Source organism: Collimonas sp. GW821-FHT02H07, from assembly GCF_059421505.1.
Genome location: NZ_JBWKVC010000022.1, coordinates 39,203 through 57,089 on the forward strand (window position 1 = coordinate 39,203; position 17,887 = coordinate 57,089).

Annotated in this window: 16 protein-coding genes and 1 tRNA gene; 12 read left to right on the top strand and 5 right to left on the bottom strand. The window is 57.1% G+C overall.

Annotated elements, in window-relative coordinates:
• The first annotated feature begins 380 nt into the window (after positions 1-380).
• From carA to AC07V8_RS23955, 4 genes are all read left to right on the top strand, one after another.
• The gene (gene carA / locus AC07V8_RS23940; RefSeq protein ID WP_494680737.1) at positions 381-1,559 is read left to right on the top strand and encodes a glutamine-hydrolyzing carbamoyl-phosphate synthase small subunit; all 1,179 of its coding nucleotides are present in this window, start codon (positions 381-383) and stop codon (positions 1,557-1,559) included.
• Positions 1,552-4,773, top strand: a complete 3,222-nt coding sequence (gene carB / locus AC07V8_RS23945) for a carbamoyl-phosphate synthase large subunit (RefSeq protein ID WP_494680738.1) — start codon at positions 1,552-1,554, stop codon at positions 4,771-4,773. Before carA ends, carB begins: the two co-directional genes overlap by 8 nt.
• Before the next feature lie 210 nt (positions 4,774-4,983).
• Positions 4,984-5,460, top strand: a complete 477-nt coding sequence (gene greA / locus AC07V8_RS23950; RefSeq protein WP_092394134.1) for a transcription elongation factor GreA — start codon at positions 4,984-4,986, stop codon at positions 5,458-5,460.
• 65 nt (positions 5,461-5,525) lie between these two features.
• Positions 5,526-5,987: a DUF4149 domain-containing protein gene (locus AC07V8_RS23955; protein ID WP_494680739.1), complete on the top strand. Its 462-nt coding sequence runs from the start codon at positions 5,526-5,528 to the stop codon at positions 5,985-5,987.
• Between the two features lie 126 nt (positions 5,988-6,113).
• Here the strand turns inward: AC07V8_RS23955 and AC07V8_RS23960 are convergent, their stop codons facing one another.
• Entirely contained in the window at positions 6,114-6,584 is a 471-nt protein-coding gene (locus AC07V8_RS23960; protein WP_211441628.1) for a YhbY family RNA-binding protein, read from the bottom strand.
• 31 nt (positions 6,585-6,615) lie between these two features.
• On the opposite strand from AC07V8_RS23960, the gene AC07V8_RS23965 reads away from it, so the two are divergent.
• The 7 genes from AC07V8_RS23965 (at position 6,616) to AC07V8_RS23995 (ending at position 14,237) form a co-directional block, all read left to right on the top strand.
• Positions 6,616-7,260 carry an RlmE family RNA methyltransferase gene (locus tag AC07V8_RS23965; RefSeq protein WP_494680740.1) on the top strand — a complete coding sequence of 215 codons (645 nt, stop codon included), beginning with the start codon at positions 6,616-6,618 and terminating at the stop codon, positions 7,258-7,260.
• 229 nt (positions 7,261-7,489) lie between these two features.
• Positions 7,490-9,376 (top strand): ATP-dependent zinc metalloprotease FtsH, encoded by a 1,887-nt coding sequence (ftsH, locus tag AC07V8_RS23970; protein WP_494680741.1) that lies wholly within the window; start codon positions 7,490-7,492, stop codon positions 9,374-9,376.
• Between the two features lie 195 nt (positions 9,377-9,571).
• The gene (folP, locus tag AC07V8_RS23975; RefSeq protein WP_494680742.1) at positions 9,572-10,426 is read left to right on the top strand and encodes a dihydropteroate synthase; all 855 of its coding nucleotides are present in this window, start codon (positions 9,572-9,574) and stop codon (positions 10,424-10,426) included.
• Positions 10,427-10,460: 34 nt separating this feature from the next.
• Positions 10,461-11,795: a phosphoglucosamine mutase gene (gene glmM / locus AC07V8_RS23980; protein WP_494680743.1), complete on the top strand. Its 1,335-nt coding sequence runs from the start codon at positions 10,461-10,463 to the stop codon at positions 11,793-11,795.
• A gap of 48 nt (positions 11,796-11,843) precedes the next feature.
• Positions 11,844-12,542 (top strand): winged helix-turn-helix domain-containing protein, encoded by a 699-nt coding sequence (locus AC07V8_RS23985; protein WP_494680744.1) that lies wholly within the window; start codon positions 11,844-11,846, stop codon positions 12,540-12,542.
• Positions 12,543-12,544: 2 nt separating this feature from the next.
• Entirely contained in the window at positions 12,545-13,861 is a 1,317-nt protein-coding gene (gene phoR, locus AC07V8_RS23990) for a phosphate regulon sensor histidine kinase PhoR (protein WP_494680745.1), read from the top strand.
• A 299-nt stretch (positions 13,862-14,160) separates the two neighbouring features.
• Positions 14,161-14,237, top strand: a tRNA-Pro gene (locus AC07V8_RS23995).
• A 77-nt stretch (positions 14,238-14,314) separates the two neighbouring features.
• Here the strand turns inward: AC07V8_RS23995 and AC07V8_RS24000 are convergent.
• The 3 genes from AC07V8_RS24000 to AC07V8_RS24010 all read right to left on the bottom strand — a co-directional run bounded on the left by AC07V8_RS24000 (position 14,315) and on the right by AC07V8_RS24010 (position 16,941).
• A complete protein-coding gene (locus AC07V8_RS24000; protein ID WP_494680746.1) occupies positions 14,315-15,421 on the bottom strand; it encodes a tyrosine-type recombinase/integrase in 1,107 nt (368 codons plus the stop codon).
• A gap of 217 nt (positions 15,422-15,638) precedes the next feature.
• Complete coding sequence (locus tag AC07V8_RS24005) at positions 15,639-16,034, bottom strand: hypothetical protein (RefSeq protein ID WP_494680747.1); 396 nt, start codon at positions 16,032-16,034, stop codon at positions 15,639-15,641.
• On the bottom strand, positions 16,015-16,941 hold the full coding sequence (locus AC07V8_RS24010; protein ID WP_494680748.1) for a ParB/RepB/Spo0J family partition protein: 927 nt from the start codon (positions 16,939-16,941) through the stop codon (positions 16,015-16,017). The genes AC07V8_RS24005 and AC07V8_RS24010 overlap by 20 nt, the downstream gene beginning before the upstream one ends.
• 356 nt (positions 16,942-17,297) lie before the next feature.
• On the opposite strand from AC07V8_RS24010, the gene AC07V8_RS24015 reads away from it, so the two are divergent.
• The gene (locus tag AC07V8_RS24015) at positions 17,298-17,564 is read left to right on the top strand and encodes a hypothetical protein (protein WP_494680749.1); all 267 of its coding nucleotides are present in this window, start codon (positions 17,298-17,300) and stop codon (positions 17,562-17,564) included.
• A gap of 56 nt (positions 17,565-17,620) precedes the next feature.
• On the opposite strand, the gene AC07V8_RS24020 is transcribed toward AC07V8_RS24015, so the two are convergent.
• Positions 17,621-17,851, bottom strand: coding sequence for a hypothetical protein (locus AC07V8_RS24020; RefSeq protein ID WP_494680750.1), 231 nt, complete (start codon positions 17,849-17,851; stop codon positions 17,621-17,623).
• Positions 17,852-17,887: the final 36 nt, after the last annotated feature.

Below are 17,887 nucleotides of genomic sequence, written 5' to 3' on the forward strand. Positions count from 1 at the left end.
CCCGGCAATCTGCAACTGTGTGTGTCGGTGTTTGAATGCCAAGCCGGCAAGCTGACAATTATTGGCAGATTTGACGGTTTAGCAGGTATGGACAGGCGTCGTTCGTCAGGTTTGTTGTCGCTGCATCAACGGCAATCGTCTTGCATAATTATTTATACAAAAATCCTCGGTATGGCATCGGTTCAGATTGCCGGGTAGGTGGTTGTCGGCTATAATTGCAGGGTTTAGCCCAATTTACTCCGCCGTAGCGCATACCACCTTCCATTTCGTCCCAAAAAGACTGATAAACCGTCAAATCAACGCTGTTTGGGCGCTGTTTGGGGATTCATAGCGGTCGTTTGGCGCAGCGCAGCGGCGGTAACAACATCAGGAGTTACCCCTTGCAGCCATTTTTTTCTGGCCTCACCGTACCGGCCATCCTCGCGCTAGCAGATGGGACGATTTTCCAAGGTATTTCCATTGGCGCCGTTGGTCATACGACAGGTGAAGTCGTATTCAACACCGCCATGACCGGCTACCAGGAAATCCTCACCGATCCAAGCTACAGCCGCCAGATCGTCACTCTCACTTACCCGCATATCGGCAATACCGGCGTCAATAAAGAGGATGTCGAATCTTCCCAGATCCACGCAGCCGGCCTGATCATCCGCGATCTGCCGCGCCTGGTATCGAATTTCCGTTCCACCCAAAGCCTCGATGCCTATCTGCAGGAGTCGAATATCGTCGCCATCGCCGGCATCGATACCCGCAAGCTGACGCGCATCCTGCGTGAAAAAGGCGCGCAGGGCGGCGCCATCGTTGCCGGCGAGCCGGACATTGCCGCGGCAACCGCCAAGGCGCTGGAACTGGCGCGCGGCTTTCCCGGCCTGGCTGGCATGGACCTGGCCAAAGTGGTGTCGACCACCAAGGCTTACAGCTGGAGCGAGACGGAATGGCGTCTCGGCCGCGGCTACGACCAGCAGATCACCCCCAAGTACCACGTGGTGGCGTTCGACTACGGCGTCAAGTTCAACATCCTGCGCATGCTGGCGCAACGCGGCTGCAAGATCACCGTGCTGCCGGCTCAGGCTACGGCTGCCGATGCGCTGGCGCTCAATCCGGACGGGATTTTCCTGTCCAACGGTCCGGGCGATCCGGAACCCTGCGATTACGCGATTGCGGCCACCAAGGAACTGATCGAGCGCGGCGTGCCGACTTTCGGCATCTGTCTCGGCCACCAGATCATGGCGCTGGCTTCCGGCGCCAAGACGCTGAAGATGAAATTCGGCCACCATGGCGCCAATCACCCGGTGCAGGACCTGGACAGCAAGCAAGTGCTGATCACCTCGCAAAATCACGGCTTCGCCGTCGATGGCGCAACCCTGCCGGCCAATTGCCGCGTGACCCACGTATCGTTGTTCGACGGTTCGCTGCAAGGCTTCGCCCGCACCGACAAGCCTGCGTTCTGCTTCCAGGGCCATCCGGAAGCGTCGCCTGGCCCGCATGACATCGCCCCCTTGTTCGATCGTTTCATTCAATTGATGAATCAAACGATGTTGGAGAAAAATAAAAATGCCTAAGCGTAGTGATTTAAAAAGTATTCTGATCATCGGCGCCGGCCCGATCATCATCGGCCAGGCTTGCGAGTTCGACTATTCCGGCGCCCAGGCCTGCAAGGCCTTGCGCGAAGAGGGTTACAAGGTAATCCTGGTCAACAGCAACCCTGCAACCATCATGACCGACCCGGAGATGGCGGACGTCACCTATATCGAGCCGATCACCTGGCAGGCGGTGGAACGCATCATCGCCAAGGAAAAGCCGGACGCGATTTTGCCGACCATGGGCGGCCAGACCGCGCTGAACTGCGCGCTCGACCTGCATCGCCATGGCATCCTGGAAAAATACAAGGTCGAGCTGATCGGCGCTTCGCCGGAAGCCATCGACAAGGCCGAAGACCGCTCCAAGTTCAAGGAAGCGATGACCAAGATCGGCCTCGGCTCGGCACGTTCCGGCGTCGCCCACACCATGGATGAATCGTGGGGCGTGCAGAAGGAACTCGGCTTCCCGGTCATTATCCGGCCTTCGTTCACCATGGGCGGCACCGGCGGTGGCATCGCCTACAACGCGGAAGAATTCGAAACCATCTGCAAGCGCGGCCTGGAAGCCTCGCCGACCAAGGAACTGCTGATCGAAGAATCGCTGATCGGCTGGAAAGAGTACGAGATGGAAGTGGTGCGCGACAAGGCGGACAACTGCATCATCGTCTGCTCGATCGAAAACCTGGATCCGATGGGCGTGCATACCGGCGACTCGATCACCGTGGCGCCGGCGCAGACCCTGACCGACAAGGAATACCAGATCATGCGTAACGCCTCGCTGGCGGTATTGCGCGAGATCGGCGTCGACACCGGCGGCTCCAACGTGCAGTTCTCGGTCAACCCGGCCGATGGCCGCATGATCGTCATCGAAATGAATCCGCGCGTCTCGCGTTCTTCGGCGCTTGCCTCCAAAGCTACTGGTTTCCCGATCGCCAAGATCGCGGCCAAGCTGGCGGTCGGCTTCACGCTGGACGAGCTGCGCAACGAAATCACGGGCGGCGCGACACCGGCATCGTTCGAGCCTTCGATCGATTACGTGGTCACCAAGATTCCGCGTTTCGCGTTTGAAAAATTCCCTACCGCCGACAATCATCTGACCACGCAGATGAAATCGGTGGGCGAGGTGATGGCGATCGGCCGCACCTTCCAGGAGTCGTTCCAGAAAGCCTTGCGCGGCCTCGAAGTCGGCGTCGACGGCATGAACGAAAAGACGCAAGACCGCGAAGTGATCGAAGAAGAACTCGGCGAGCCTGGTCCGGACCGTATCTGGTATGTCGGCGATGCATTCGCACAAGGCTTCACGCTGGAAGAAGTGCATCAGCTGACCCATATCGACCCATGGTTCCTGTCGCAGATCAAGGAAATCGTCGATATCGAACTGTGGCTGGAAAACAGCCAGACGCTGGAAGCGCTGGACCGCGACACGCTGTTCCGCCTCAAGCAGAAGGGCTTTGGCGACCGTCGCCTGGCCAAGCTGTTGAAGACCACCGATACCGCGGTGCGCCTGAAGCGCCTGGCCTTGAATATCCGTCCGGTCTACAAGCGGGTGGATACCTGCGCCGGCGAATTCTCGACCAATACGGCTTACATGTACTCGACCTACGAGGAAGAGTGCGAATCGAATCCGACCGACAAGAAGAAGATCATGGTGCTGGGCGGCGGTCCTAACCGCATCGGCCAGGGTATCGAATTCGATTACTGCTGCGTGCATGCAGCGCTGGCGATGCGCGAAGACGGCTACGAGACCATCATGGTCAACTGCAATCCGGAGACCGTATCGACCGACTACGACACCTCGGACCGCCTGTATTTCGAGCCGGTGACGCTGGAAGACGTGCTGGAAATCGTCGACAAGGAAAAGCCGTACGGCGTGATCGTGCAGTACGGCGGCCAGACGCCGCTGAAGCTGGCGCTGGACCTGGAAGCCAATGGCGTGCCTATCGTCGGCACTTCGCCGGACATGATCGACGCCGCCGAAGACCGCGAGCGTTTCCAGAAACTGCTGCACGACCTGAACCTGCGCCAGCCGCCAAACCGCACCGCGCGTACTGAAGAAGACGCCTTGCGCCTGGCGCAGGAAATCGGCTATCCGCTGGTGGTGCGCCCCTCCTACGTGCTGGGCGGCCGCGCGATGGAAATCGTCCACGAGCAACGCGATCTCGAGCGCTACATGCGCGAAGCGGTCAAGGTCTCGCACGATTCGCCGGTATTGCTGGACCGCTTCCTGAACGACGCCATCGAAGTCGACGTCGACTGCTTGTCCGATGGCGAGCGCACCTTTATCGGCGGCGTGATGGAGCATATCGAACAGGCTGGCGTGCACTCCGGCGACTCGGCTTGTTCGCTGCCGCCTTACTCGCTGTCGCCGGCAACCATCGAAGAGATCAAGCGGCAGACGTCGCTGATGGCCAAAGGCTTGAACGTGGTTGGTTTGATGAACGTGCAGTTTGCGATTCAGCAGATCGATGGCCAGGACGTGGTGTTCGTGCTGGAAGTCAATCCGCGCGCCTCGCGTACCGTGCCGTTCGTCTCCAAGGCGACCGGCTTGCAGCTGGCCAAGATCGCAGCGCGCTGCATGGTTGGCCAGTCGCTCGACAGCCAAGGCATCAAGGAAGAAGTCGTGCCGAAATACTTCAGCGTCAAGGAAGCGGTGTTCCCGTTCGTCAAGTTCCCGGGCGTCGACACCATTCTCGGCCCGGAAATGAAATCCACCGGTGAAGTCATGGGCGTTGGCAAAACTTTCGGGGAGGCGTTCGTCAAGTCGCAGCTCGGCGCCGGCGTCAAGCTGCCGAGTTCCGGCAAGGTCTTCCTTAGCGTCAAGGGCAGCGACAAGCCGCGTGCAGTGCAGGTTGCCAAGGATCTGGTGGCGATCGGCTTCACGGTGGTGGCGACCAAGGGTACCGCGGCGGCAATCAGTGCCGCCGGGATTCCTGTGGAAACCGTCAACAAGGTGGTCGAAGGACGTCCGCACGTGGTCGACATGATCAAGAACAATGAGATTTCATTGGTGATCAACACGGTCGAAGAAAAGCGCAGCGCGATTGTCGACTCACGGGCGATCCGTATCTCGGCCCTGGCGGCACGCGCCACGACCTATACCACGATTGCCGGTGCAGAAGCCGCGGTCGAGGGCATGCGTCATCTGGACGAGTTGCATGTCTATGATTTACAAGGCCTGCATAAAACCTTACACTAAGGTCAGATCAGGATGCGCCTAGGCGCATCCTGAATCGCTTCCGGGCTGTATTTGCTGTCTGGAAGCGGCCGAAACGTACAATTCAGCTACAGAAGTTCCTGCGGAGGTCAAAAGCGCATCGGTGCGTTTTTGACCTCCGTGACCTTTTATTGTGTACGTGATAAATCCTGCGTCATAAACCTTATTAAATATTTGTTGAATAGCATCCCTATGAGCTCAGTACCTCTTACCAAGCATGGCGCGCAATTGTTGAAAGATGAGTTGCATCATTTGAAGACCAAAGAGCGCCAGGCTGTCATCAAGGCCATTGCAGAAGCGCGCGCGCATGGCGATCTTTCGGAAAACGCGGATTATGATGCGGCAAAAGAGCGGCAAGGTTTTGTCGAAGGCCGGATTGCCGACCTGGAAGGGAAGCTGGGCGCCGCGCAGGTTATCGATCCTGCAACCCTGGATGCGGACGGGCGCGTAGTGTTCGCCTCTACGGTCGATCTGGAAGACCTGGAATCGGGCGACAAGGTGACTTATCAAATCGTCGGCACCGACGAGGCCGACATCAAGCTGTCCAAGGTTTCCGTGACTTCGCCGATCGCCCGCGCGCTGATCGGCAAGACCGCCGGCGATGTGGTCGGCGTGCAAGCCCCGTCCGGCATTCGCGAGTATGAAATCCTGGAAGTCCGCTACGTCTAAGGCGTGGCCATGATGGCGCCCGGTGGCGTCAATGCAGCATTCGATTGGAAAATCCGGGAGCAGCGATGTTTGTAGTGCGATGCAGATTGTTAGTCGCGACCTTGTGGGTCGGTAGTTTGTGGACGATAGGCGGCCTGGTTGCGCCGGTCTTGTTCTCCACCCTGGCGGATCGCGTGCTGGCCGGCACGATCGCCGGCAACCTGTTTCGCATCGAAGCCTGGCTGACGGTGGCTTGCGGCGTCCTGCTGATACTGCTGTTCAGCTATCGCACCCATGACGATTCGGCGCCGCTGCGCAAGACCTTGCTGCGTTTCACCTTGCTGATGCTGGCTTGCACCGTGGTTGGATATTTCTGCTTGCAGCCTTTCATGGCAAGCCTGCGTGAAGCAGCGGCTCTGGCAGGGGGCGTCATGAGCGACAGCGCCAGGACCCAGTTCGGCATCCTGCACGGGGTTTCCAGCGGGATTTACCTGATCCAGGGCTTGCTTGGGGTCGGATTGATCTTGAAATTGCGCAGCCTGCGCTAGAGGCAAGGCCTCTCAGAGCATGGGGAGGGCGCCGGCAGAATGCTTGCGCCGCCGTAGCGGAATACGGCCCCCCCCTTGGTATTGCGATGTGATGGCTGCCGAAGCGGCCGGTCCAAGTCGTGAAAATTAACGGCCCAATGCCGATTTCTTGCTGCTTTTCTGGCGCGGTTTGGCGCGCTTGATGTTGCCGCCCTGGGTCACGCGCTCATTGCCTTTGACCATGACCTTGGTCACCGACGGCCGCTTGGTGCCGCTCGGGCTAGGCTTGACGATGGTGACTTCGCGCATGCCGCGGCCGCGGGTTTCGCTGCGTTCCTTGGCGGCGTCTTTCTGTGGGCGATACAAGACCAGCAGCTTGCCGATGTGCTGCACCGGCGCTGCGCCAAGTTTTTCACAAATAGTTTCGTAGATGGCGATCCGTGCCTCGCGATCATCACCGAATACACGCACTTTAATCAGGCCGTGCGCATTCAGGCTTAAATCGATCTCTTTCATCAGGGATGGCTTCAAGCCATCTTCGCTGATCAGGACCACAGGATCCAGACCGTGGGCCTGGGAACGGAGCTCGCTACGCTCGGCAGATGTAAGTTTCAACATAAAAATTCCTTAAAAACGGTATTCTACGCGAATGGCAAAGAAGAAATTAAACAAAAACTGGCTGCACGACCACATTAACGACCCTTATGTGAAGCTGGCGCAGAAAGAAGGCTACCGTGCGCGGGCTGCTTACAAGCTGAAAGAAATCGACGAACTGGACAAGCTGATCAAGCCTGGCCAGATCATTGTCGACCTTGGCTCCACCCCCGGCAGCTGGTCGCAGTATGCCCGCAACAAGCTGGCCGGCCAGGATGGCGGCGGTATCCACGGCATGATCATCGGCCTCGACATCCTGCCGATGGAGCCTATCGCTGACGTTCATTTCATCCAGGGCGATTTCCGCGAGGCCGACAGCGTGCGCCAGCTGGAGCGCTTGCTGGACGGGCGCAAAGTGGACCTGGTGCTGTCCGACATGGCGCCCAACCTGTCCGGCATCGCCATATCCGACGCGGCGCGGGTCGAGGAAATTATCGATTTGGCAATTGAATTCGCGCAGATGCACATGAAACCGGCCGGCGCCTTGCTGGCGAAGTGCTTCAACGGCACCGGCTACAACGAAGTACTGATGAAATTTCGCCAAGAGTTCAAAACCGTGGCGTCGAGGAAACCCAAGGCCAGCCGCGATAAGTCGTCCGAAATCTTCCTCCTCGGGAAAACATTGAAAAATCCACGTTAATCAGCAATTTTTCCTTGAATTCCCATGGATGCGGCCGCATATCCTGCCAAAGGGACTAGTCTGGAATCCGGCAGCAGCGGCTGAAACAATATTTGTTTAGCTATTTTTTCGGCCGTGGCCCGCTAACTCGGGCCTGTCTCCTAGCAAGCTGTACCTATTCCGAGTAAAATCAAAGGAATATCTCGATGCTGTACCTATGTCAGGCGCGCAGCGCGTCCAAGGAGTTCTAGTGAACAACATGTTTTCCAAAGCCGCCATCTGGGTGGTCATCGCCCTGGTGCTTTTCACCGTATTCAAGCAGTTCGATGGGCGCGGACTGGCCAGTGGCGCAGGGCCGATTGCCTATTCCGATCTGATCACTGAAATCAGGGCAGGGCACATCACCGATGCGACGATCGAAGGCAGCAGCATTGTCGCCAGCACTTCGGATGGCAAGAAAGTGAAAACCGCCATTACCGTGCTGGATCGCGGCCTGATCGGCGACTTGGTCAACAACAACGTCAAATTCGAAGTCAAGCAGCCGGAAGAGCCATCGTTCCTGCAGCAGATCTTCATCTCCTGGTTCCCGATGATCCTGTTGCTGGGCGTCTGGATTTTCTTCATGCGCCAGATGCAGGGCGGCGGCAAGGGCGGCGCTTTCTCGTTCGGCAAGTCGAAAGCGCGCATGCTGGATGAGAACAGCAATTCCGTGACTTTTGCCGATGTCGCCGGTTGCGATGAAGCCAAGGAAGAAGTCTCCGAGCTGGTCGACTTCCTGCGCGATCCGACCAAGTTCCAGAAACTGGGCGGCCGCATTCCCCACGGCGTGCTGATGGTTGGTCCTCCAGGCACTGGTAAAACCTTGCTGGCGCGCGCCATCGCCGGCGAAGCGAAGGTGCCGTTCTTCACCATTTCCGGTTCGGATTTCGTTGAAATGTTTGTCGGTGTCGGCGCCTCCCGTGTGCGCGACATGTTTGAAAACGCCAAGAAGCACGCTCCCTGCATTATCTTCATCGATGAAATCGATGCGGTCGGCCGTCATCGCGGCGCCGGCATGGGCGGCGGCAACGACGAGCGCGAACAGACCTTGAACCAGATGCTGGTCGAGATGGACGGCTTTGAAGCTAATTCCGGCGTGATCGTGATCGCCGCCACCAACCGTTCCGATGTGCTGGACAAAGCCTTGCTGCGTCCGGGCCGTTTCGACCGCCAGGTGGTGGTCGGCTTGCCGGATATCCGCGGCCGTGAGCAGATTTTGAATGTGCACATGCGCAAGGTGCCGATTTCGACTGACGTCAAGGCCGATATCCTGGCGCGCGGCACCCCTGGTTTCTCGGGCGCCGACCTGGCCAACCTGGTCAATGAAGCAGCTCTGTTTGCTGCCCGCCGCGCCAAGCGCCTGGTGGAGATGCAGGATTTCGAGGATGCCAAGGACAAGATCGTCATGGGTCCTGAGCGCAAATCGGCAGTCATGCGAGAAGAAGAACGTCGCAATACCGCGTATCACGAATCCGGTCATGCCGTGGTCGCCAAGCTATTGCCCAAGGCTGATCCTGTGCACAAGGTCACCATCATGCCGCGCGGCTTTGCGCTCGGCCTGACCTGGCAGCTGCCTGAGCACGACCGCGTCAACATGTACAAGGACAAGATGCTGGAAGAGATCGCCATCCTGTTCGGCGGCCGTATTTCCGAAGAGATTTTCATGCACCAGATGTCTACCGGCGCTTCCAACGATTTTGAGCGTGCCACCAAGCTGGCGCGCGCTATGGTGACCCGTTACGGCATGTCGGAAAGCCTGGGCACCATGGTCTACGAAGATACTGAGCAAGACGCTTACTTCGGCCGCATGTCATCCAAGACCGTGTCGGAAGCCACTCAGCAAAAGGTCGATGCGGAAATCCGCAGCATCCTCGATCAGCAGTACGCGTTATCGCGCCGCCTGCTGGAAGAAAACAAGGAAAAGGTCGAAGCCATGACCAAGGCCTTGCTCGACTGGGAAACCATCGATGCCGACCAGATCAACGACATCATGGAAGGCCTGGAGCCGCGTTTGCCGAAGGCTGGCAGCTCGGTGCGCAAGGCGCCTAGCGACAGTTCATCCGGCGGCGTGTCGCCGAGCGCCACTGCGCCGGCCTGATCCGCTAACCACGCCTGGCCGGCGTAGCTTGTGAACGCGCGATATGCCAGAAAGATTGAGCAGCAAGGGTGAGGAGCGATCCTCACCCTTTTTATTTGAGCGCAGGCTTTGTGACGATGGTTGAAACTATCTCGTCCATGATAAATCTGTCCGCCTCAAGCAAGCTTTTTCCAGAACCAATATAACTCACTCACTATGCAACAATTTTTCCAATGCGGCCGCTACCGGCTGCCGGTCAATACGCCCGAGGCGCTGCCGCTGGTGATGGGCATTCTCAATGTCACGCCCGATTCGTTTTCCGATGGCGGCAAATTCCATGCGCTGGATTTTGCCTTGTCGCATGCGGAGCAGATGATTGCCGACGGCGTCGATATCATCGACATCGGCGGCGAATCGAGCCGCCCCGGCAGTCCGGCGCTGTCGCTGGAAGAAGAGCTGGATCGCGTCATGCCGGCGATCTACGCCTTGCGCGATTGCGGCAAGCCGCTTTCCATCGATACCTACAAGCCGGCAGTCATGCGCGAGGCGATCGTCGCCGGCGCCGACCTGATCAACGATATCAACGGCTTTCGCGGCGCTGGCGCGCTGGAGGCGGTGAGCGACAGCGATTGCGGCTTGTGCGTCATGCATATGCAGGCGGATCCGCAAACCATGCAAGCCCGGCCCGAATATCAGGATGTGGTGGCCGAAGTCAGCGCCTTTTTGAGCGAGCGCGTTACTGTCCTGGAGCTGGCCGGTGTTGCAAGAAATCGCATCAGTATCGATCCAGGCTTTGGCTTTGGGAAGACCTTGGCGCATAATGTTGCATTGTTGCAAAGCATAGGCGATATCCAGCGCAGGCTGGACCTGCCGCTGCTGGCGGGCATCTCACGCAAGTCGATGCTGGGCGAGCTCACCGGGAAGCCGGTCGAGCGGCGCCTGGCGGGCAGTCTTGCGGCGGCGCTGGCGGCGGTGGCCCAGGGCGCTCGGATCGTGCGGGTGCACGATGTGGCGGAGACGGTTGATGCGCTCAAGGTCTGGCACGCAGCGAATATATCAACAGCAATGTGATTGCGATTCACACGAAAACTGACAGAAGGTTGAAATGACAAGAAAATATTTTGGCACCGACGGTGTCCGTGGCCGCGTAGGCGTGGCGCCGATTACCCCTGATTTCGTCATGAAGCTGGGTTACGCCGCCGGCAAGGTGCTGGCGCAGGCGAAAGCGGGCAGCAGGCCGACTGTCCTGATCGGCAAGGACACCCGGGTTTCCGGCTACATGCTGGAAGCGGCGCTGGAAGCCGGCTTTGCCGCCGCCGGCGTCGACGTCATGCTGGCCGGCCCGATGCCGACGCCGGCCATTGCGTACCTGACGCGGGCCCTGCGCCTGGCGGCCGGGGTGGTGATTTCGGCTTCGCACAACCCGTATGAAGACAACGGCATCAAGTTCTTTTCCGCACAAGGCAACAAGCTGCCGGATGCGGTGGAGACTGCGATCGAGGAGGCGCTGGAGCTGCCCATGGACTGCGTCGCCTCCGACAAGCTGGGCAAAGCCAGGCGACTGGACGACGCCGCCGGACGCTATATCGAATTCTGCAAAAGCACGTTTCCTAACGAGCTGGATTTGCGCGGCCTGACGATCGTGGTCGATAGCGCCCACGGCGCCGCCTATCATATCGCGCCGCATGTGTTCCACGAACTGGGCGCGGAAGTGATTGCCATCGGCAACCAGCCCAACGGCTTCAACATCAATGCCGGTTTTGGCGCTACCGCGCCGGATGCGCTGGCGCTGGCAGTGCGCGCCAATCGCGCCGATATTGGCATCGCGCTGGACGGCGATGCCGACCGCCTGCTGATGGTCGATGCGACGGGCCGTATCTACAACGGCGACGAGCTGCTCTACGTGATGGTCAAGGACCGCATGAAGATCGGGCCGGTGAAAGGCGCGGTCGGCACCCTGATGACGAATATGGCGCTGGAAGTAGCGTTCCGCAACATGGGCGTCGCGTTTGCGCGCGCCAATGTCGGCGACCGCTACGTGCTGGAAGTGATGAAGGAGCGCGGCTGGAACCTTGGCGGCGAGGGCTCCGGCCATCTGCTGTGCCTGGACAAGCACACCACCGGCGACGGCATCGTCTCTGCCCTGCAGGTGCTGTCGGCACTGAAGCGCACCGGTGAAACCCTGGCGCAGCTGACGGCCGATATCGCACTCTATCCGCAGACGCTGATCAACGTCAAAGTCGCTGCGGGTTTCGACTGGAAAAAGAATCCCGCGATGGTGGCGGAGAAAGAAGCCGTGGAGCGCGAGCTGGGCGACAACGGCCGCGTGTTGATCCGCGCCTCCGGCACCGAGCCGCTGATCCGGGTCATGGTGGAAGCCAAGGGGGCCGACCTGGCGCAAGCGATGGCGCGCCGGATTGCGGATAAAGTGGGCGCCTGAACTGCTGCCGAGTTGCTGAATTGCTGGATTGAATAGAGTTAATGCCTGATGTCGAAATATCAAACCCACATTCTGATTGTCGAAGATGAACCAGGCATTGCCGAGCTGCTGCGCTTTACGCTCGACGACGCAGGCTTTTCCTGTGAGATTGCGTATAGCGCCGCCGAGGCGCGTCAGGCTATCGTCGGTGTCTTGCCCAAGGCGGTATTGCTGGACTGGATGCTGCCGGATACCTCCGGCCTGGCATTGCTGCAGGAGTGGCGCGGCCAGCCGCGCAGCGCCACGCTGCCGGTCATCATGCTGACGGCCAAGGGCATGGATGAAGACAAGGTCAGGGGGCTCAACGCGGGCGCCGACGACTATGTCACCAAACCGTTTTCACCGAAGGAACTGATCGCGCGCATCCAGGCGCTGCTACGGCGCAAAGTGCCGGAGCTCGGGCAAAGCCTGCTGACGCACGGCTTGATCCGCATCGATACCGACCGCTACCAGGTCACTGTCGACGATCGGGAAGTGGAACTGGACCAGGCAGAATTCAAGCTGTTGCGTTTCCTGGTGGCGCATCCCGACCGGATTTTTTCGCGCGCGCAATTGCTCGATAAAGTCTGGGGCGACCATACTTTTATCGAGGAACGCACGGTCGACGTCCACATCATGCGCCTGCGCAAATCGCTCGGCCTGGCCGCCGATTACGTCAAGACGGTGCGCGGCGTCGGCTACAAGCTCAACGCTGAGCCTGCAGCGTGATCATGCTGGTCGCCAGCACGCGCAGCGCACGCAAATTCTGGGTGCCGGCGCTGCTCTGGTTTGGCCTCTTGTCCTTGATTGCAGTGGCGGTAGGGGCTGCCTTCGGCGCAGTCGCCGGCCTGCTGTTCTACAGCTTGTCGCTGGCGAGCCTGTTGTTTTTGCAGATGCGCTCGCTCTATCAGATCGAACAATGGCTGGACGCTCCGGTCGGCAGGCCGCGGCCGAAGACATGGGGCTTGTGGGCGCATGCATTCGCGGCGCTGGAAGACATCCGCCATGAAGACGAACGCTCGCGCGCCGAAATGGCGGAGTGGCTGGCGCGCTTCCGCCAAGCCATGAGCCTGCTGCCGGACGGCGTCGTGATTGTCGACGGCGTCATGCATCTGGAGTGGTGCAATCCGGCGGCGCAGAGCCATCTGGGGTTGGACCTGAAGCGCGATGAAGGACGTTTGCTGACCAACCTGATCCGCTCTCCGGATTTCGTCGACTACATGCTGTCGGGCCGGTTCGAACAGCCTTTGCCTTTCATGCACCACGATCGGAAAATCCTGGTGCAGCTGATTTCCTTCGAAAGCCGGCGCCAGATCCTGGTGACGCACGACGTCACGCAAAATGAAAAAATGGATACCATGCGGCGCGATTTCATCGCCAATGCATCGCATGAGCTGCGCACGCCGCTGACGGTCATCAACGGTTTTCTGGAGCATGCGCTGAGCAGCGAAATGAGCGAGGAAACCCGCCAGCGCCAGCTGCATCTGATGGCGGAGCAGGGGCAGCGCATGCAGCGGCTGGTGGCCGACATGCTGACGCTGACACGGCTGGAATCGCTGGTGCAGCCGCCCTCCGGCGACACGGTGCGCATCAAGCCCCTGCTCACCCGCATCGTAGAAGAGGCGAGGGCGCTGTCGGGCGGCAAGCACAGCATCACTTTGCGGCAGGTGCAGGAGGTCGACCTGAAAGGCAATCACGACGAACTGGAAAGCGCATTTGTGAATTTGCTGTCGAATGCGGTGCGCTATACACCCGACGGCGGCCGCATCGATGTCAGCTGGGCCATGGAGGACGATAGTGCGGCCTTGATCGTGGCCGACGATGGCATCGGCATCGCCGCAGAACATTTGAGCCGGCTCACCGAGCGCTTCTATCGCGTCGATAAAACCCGCTCGCGCGCGACGCAGGGAACGGGTCTCGGGCTGGCGATCGTGAAGCATGTTTTATTGCGACACCGCGGCCGCCTGGAAATTTCTTCCGAATATGGCAAGGGCAGTCGTTTCAAAGTCATTTTTCAACGCGCGCAATTGGCCTTGCGACAGGATTGAAATCCTGTCGGATAAATCTGTAAATGATTTTGCGCTGTCGATTTGCTTAAAACATCGGCAGCTTTTTTACAAATTTGCTGACGTATTAAGCAGAACTGAAAAAAGTTTGAATATTTGTCGAAAAAGACGGTTTTTTTGTCGCATATTTTTCTGAAATCTGGTCTAATCCGTCTCTCAAGTTTTTCAGCAGATAAGTTGTTGGCGGTACCGTTATTGGGTTGGTTTTTGCAGCAAAATTTAAAAATTTTCCTGTATAAAAATTTGACAAAAATCGGAATACTGTTTATTATCTTGCTTCTCGGAGTGTAGCGCAGCCCGGTAGCGCACCTGGTTTGGGACCAGGGGGTCCAAGGTTCGAATCCTTGTACTCCGACCATATTTAAGCTGTAAGATCAAGGACTTAGAAGAGAAATCTTCTAGGTCCTTTTTCTTTGTGCGCGACTTTTTGCGCGACTATCCGTTGACCACCCTGAGCAACGTGGGGGTATCCCGCGTTTTCTGCACAAGATTTGCCATCTCGATAAGCCGTGCAATTGTCGGCGTAGCGTAGTGCTCCGACATATTGTTTACCGCATGGCCCATCAATACTGCTCGATCCTCGGAAAGGATGCCAGCATCACGCAGGCGCTGCCCAAATGTGTGTCGTAAATCATGGACACGCACTTGCTCAAGGCCAGCTCGTTTCCGTGCCTTCTGCCAGGCATTGCTGTTGATAGTGCCGACCCTGTCCGGTTCATGTTCCTTGAGTTTCTTGTTTTTAACTTGTTTCTTGTAGGTAAAAACAAACTCAGGGTGAATATCCCGGCATGCATCTATCACTTTGGCAGCCACATCATTCAAAATTACAACGTGGGATCGATTGCTTTTGAATACCTCTGGCGGGATTACAAAGACGCTGCGTTTGAGATCCGGAATATATCGTTCCCAAGACCACTGTAACCCGCAGATATTTTCGTCACGCAAACCTGTATTTACAGCAAATAGAGCCATTTGTTGCAAGTGGGATGGCAGTTCGGCGAAAAGCTTTGCCTGCTGCTCCCAAGTGATCGGGTAGGGCTGCCTGCGCTTCTCTGGCAGCATCTCGATCAGAGGGGCTGACGGCAACCACGGCAGGCCATCATCCCCACGCCACACCCGTGCAGCTCTTACAAGCACGGTTCTTACTACTTCCAACGTTCGATTTACCGTCGTCGGTGAAACTTTATCGACTTCTAATCGGTGATATCTGAATTCATCCATTGTTCCCGAGTGAATCAGCGGGAGCGGTCGAGTACCGATAAACGGTAAAATCATTTTAAGATGCCAAACAATATCGTCCATCGATCTGACATCTTTGCGTTGGCACTCTAAGAGATAGCGTTCCGCCGCATCGCAGAACAGACGTTCAGAAGATCTTTTACTTTCTGCGTCGATTCTGTTTTGTTCCTGCCGGAGCCAAACTTCGGCTTCGTCCTGGCTGACTGCTCCAAGTCGGGCAAATATCCGCCGTCCCTGGTACTGCTTGTTGATAATTTTCTCGCCATTTTCGGCGGATTGTATGCCTTTGGTTCTTGTGCGCATGTCGCTACTTCCTTTAATTTGCGACTTGGACGCCCGTTGCGATTCTTATAATCGTCTGCCCATGCGTCTAAGTCAAGCCGGTCGAACCCGATGCCACGTTCGCCGATAGGTATTTCAGTCATGTCGGGACGTACCTCGACATCGAATCGATTACGGTCCATGCCCAGGTATCCAGGAGCATCGCGATACCGTATATAGCGAGGTTGGATATTCATGGCTAACCCCGCTGTGATTGCATGGCCGCATCGATGGCATGGCGCAGCGATATGCCCTCAGCAATCAACACATAATTTCGATCATAGAAGCTAGTCTTTATTGGAGTGCCTCGCGGACCGCGCTGCCATTGATGTGCGTGGATATGCTCCTGCGCATCTAGCCAATCTATGCGCAGAGTGTCATCGCTACCTAATCCAGTTGCTGGATAATTTCCGTGTTGTACGACGGCTCGGCCGAATTCAGTAAACTCATAGTGCTGCGCATGTGTTCTATGGATGAGGCCTAAGCGTGCAAGGCGCTGGACCATCGGCGTGGCGACATTGTGACCTTCGCCATCTTCGAAGCAATCCTTCATGCGGCGCAACGCTACGAATTCGTCAGGCAAAATTGTAATCATCGTCTTTTTCTTTCTCCGCTTGGGATTGCATGGCGACGTCGATGGCGGCGCGAGGACTTTCGAAAGCATCAGGCTGCGTTTCGTCAATATTCGGCCACAATAGCCAGAAGCCCTTCTTGGTTTCGCCGTGTACTGTTTTTTCGCCATGGAAAACAACTGCTTTCTGATCGATCAGATAATCGAGGCGCTGTGTATCCAGCAGGTCACCGTAAATTGGTCGAGGCGTAGGTTGCTCGGTGGGCGTGACAGTTTTTTTTGTCACCTTGGTTTTTCCTGCGGATCTGGCCGTCTCTAAATGTCCCGCAAGTACTTTGCCGGCACCGCTGCCGTGCTTTTTCACGACCTCAAGAGCGACATGAGCCGCAACCTCTTTGCGCGCCACCATGCCTTGCACGTCACTGTTGGACTCTGCCAACGTCAGCATCTGCGAAACGTAATTCACGGATTTCCCAACCTTTGATGCTACTTCTTGATTTGTCCAGCCGAATCCGACCAGTTTCCGAAACTGCAAACCTTGTTCCAGAGGTGTTAGCGGCTTCCCCTGCGCGCTGGTGAGCATGTGGGCGATGCGCTCGGCGTCATTGCCGCGGAACTGGCGCGCATCGATCCGCAATATTTCTAAGCCCTCGGAGATCAACTGCAGGATTGCTGTCAGGCGATGGTGGCCGTCGACCAGAATGATTCGGCCGTCGTCGACGCGCACAACCAATGCATCCAGTTCAGCACCGGCTTTGATCGATGCCTTGATCGAATCAACATGTTCTTGATCGATTGGGCGTCCGTTGAATCCTGGTTCAATCTCGATGATGCGGGGATCAACCTGGAATCGAGTGGTTTTCTGGACACCGTCAGCTTTGCGTTCTGCCAGCACCTTGAGCGACACTGCTCCTGTTATGTTTTCTGTCATTTTTTATTGGCCTCATTTCGGGGTATGATTGGTTGTATTTTTAACAGTATGAAATGGCTGTTTATCATGGTAAATTTTCATGGAAAACTATTTGTGGAATATAAATGCCACAATTGAGACCGAGCGCGAAGGGCGCAAATTAAAATCGCGAGCACGATCGCTAATGGTGATAAATATCGTTGGGCAGCTTTGGTTGACGAGGTATCGCTGCAATCGCCGGCGGTTGAGTCGTCCGATACCTGGAACGCAGCTCGTGATCAGGGAACGGCGTTTGCGAAAGATCTCATCGACGGCATTAAGTAACTTCAACATGCGGGCTCGATTCAAGAGTAATGGTCCTTCATTGGGAGCTGGCCATGTGGCAGGTAATTGAGTACAAAGGCTTTGAAATTCATGTACTTCCTGTTTGCGACGATGAACCAGCGCAACCAGGAGTACCGTATTCGTATATCGGATATATTTCCAGGCTTGGTGCCGACATTCGCGTCGCTGGGATGCAGGTGTTTTTTTCTCATAGCAATACCACTTTTGATAGTCCAGGTGACGCTTGGGACGATGGTTGTGTAGTAGGTCGGTCGATTGTTGACGGAACTCATCCCAATCGCTCTGTAGCAGGGTTGTAGCAACCGCCGCCTTTGCAATCTCGAGCTCATGGGCGCAATTAAGTCTCATGTTGGTGCTACTCGAGTCCAGCCAGCGATTTGATTTCTCTCGTAGTCATACCCGTGATTTCATGCAGCTTTACCAACAACGTAGAACCGAGTGGTTGCACGCCGTTGCGTACCTTGCTGATGACTGGCGGCGCGACTTCGATTACCCGAGAAAGAGCTGCATCATTCTTCAGTAGCAGCATCTCCAATACGGTATCGAGCATGTGAGCGACGGTGTTAGTTGATTCGTTGGTATTCATTGCGGTCCTTATAAGTAGAGTCGTTCAATCGGAAAT

Bases quoted from the DNA above. Each gene is read 5' to 3' on its own strand.
- carB (WP_494680738.1), top strand. From the start codon at position 1,552: ATGCCTAAGCGTAGTGATTTAAAAAGTATTCTGATCATCGGCGCCGGC.
- greA (WP_092394134.1), top strand. From the start codon at position 4,984: ATGAGCTCAGTACCTCTTACCAAGCATGGCGCGCAATTGTTGAAAGAT.
- AC07V8_RS23955 (WP_494680739.1), top strand. From the start codon at position 5,526: ATGTTTGTAGTGCGATGCAGATTGTTAGTCGCGACCTTGTGGGTCGGT.
- AC07V8_RS23960 (WP_211441628.1), bottom strand. From the start codon at position 6,584: ATGTTGAAACTTACATCTGCCGAGCGTAGCGAGCTCCGTTCCCAGGCC.
- AC07V8_RS23965 (WP_494680740.1), top strand. From the start codon at position 6,616: ATGGCAAAGAAGAAATTAAACAAAAACTGGCTGCACGACCACATTAAC.
- folP (WP_494680742.1), top strand. From the start codon at position 9,572: ATGCAACAATTTTTCCAATGCGGCCGCTACCGGCTGCCGGTCAATACG.
- glmM (WP_494680743.1), top strand. From the start codon at position 10,461: ATGACAAGAAAATATTTTGGCACCGACGGTGTCCGTGGCCGCGTAGGC.
- AC07V8_RS23985 (WP_494680744.1), top strand. From the start codon at position 11,844: ATGTCGAAATATCAAACCCACATTCTGATTGTCGAAGATGAACCAGGC.
- phoR (WP_494680745.1), top strand. From the start codon at position 12,545: ATGCTGGTCGCCAGCACGCGCAGCGCACGCAAATTCTGGGTGCCGGCG.
- AC07V8_RS24000 (WP_494680746.1), bottom strand. From the start codon at position 15,421: ATGCGCACAAGAACCAAAGGCATACAATCCGCCGAAAATGGCGAGAAA.
- AC07V8_RS24005 (WP_494680747.1), bottom strand. From the start codon at position 16,034: ATGATTACAATTTTGCCTGACGAATTCGTAGCGTTGCGCCGCATGAAG.
- AC07V8_RS24010 (WP_494680748.1), bottom strand. From the start codon at position 16,941: ATGACAGAAAACATAACAGGAGCAGTGTCGCTCAAGGTGCTGGCAGAA.
- AC07V8_RS24015 (WP_494680749.1), top strand. From the start codon at position 17,298: ATGTGGCAGGTAATTGAGTACAAAGGCTTTGAAATTCATGTACTTCCT.
- AC07V8_RS24020 (WP_494680750.1), bottom strand. From the start codon at position 17,851: ATGAATACCAACGAATCAACTAACACCGTCGCTCACATGCTCGATACC.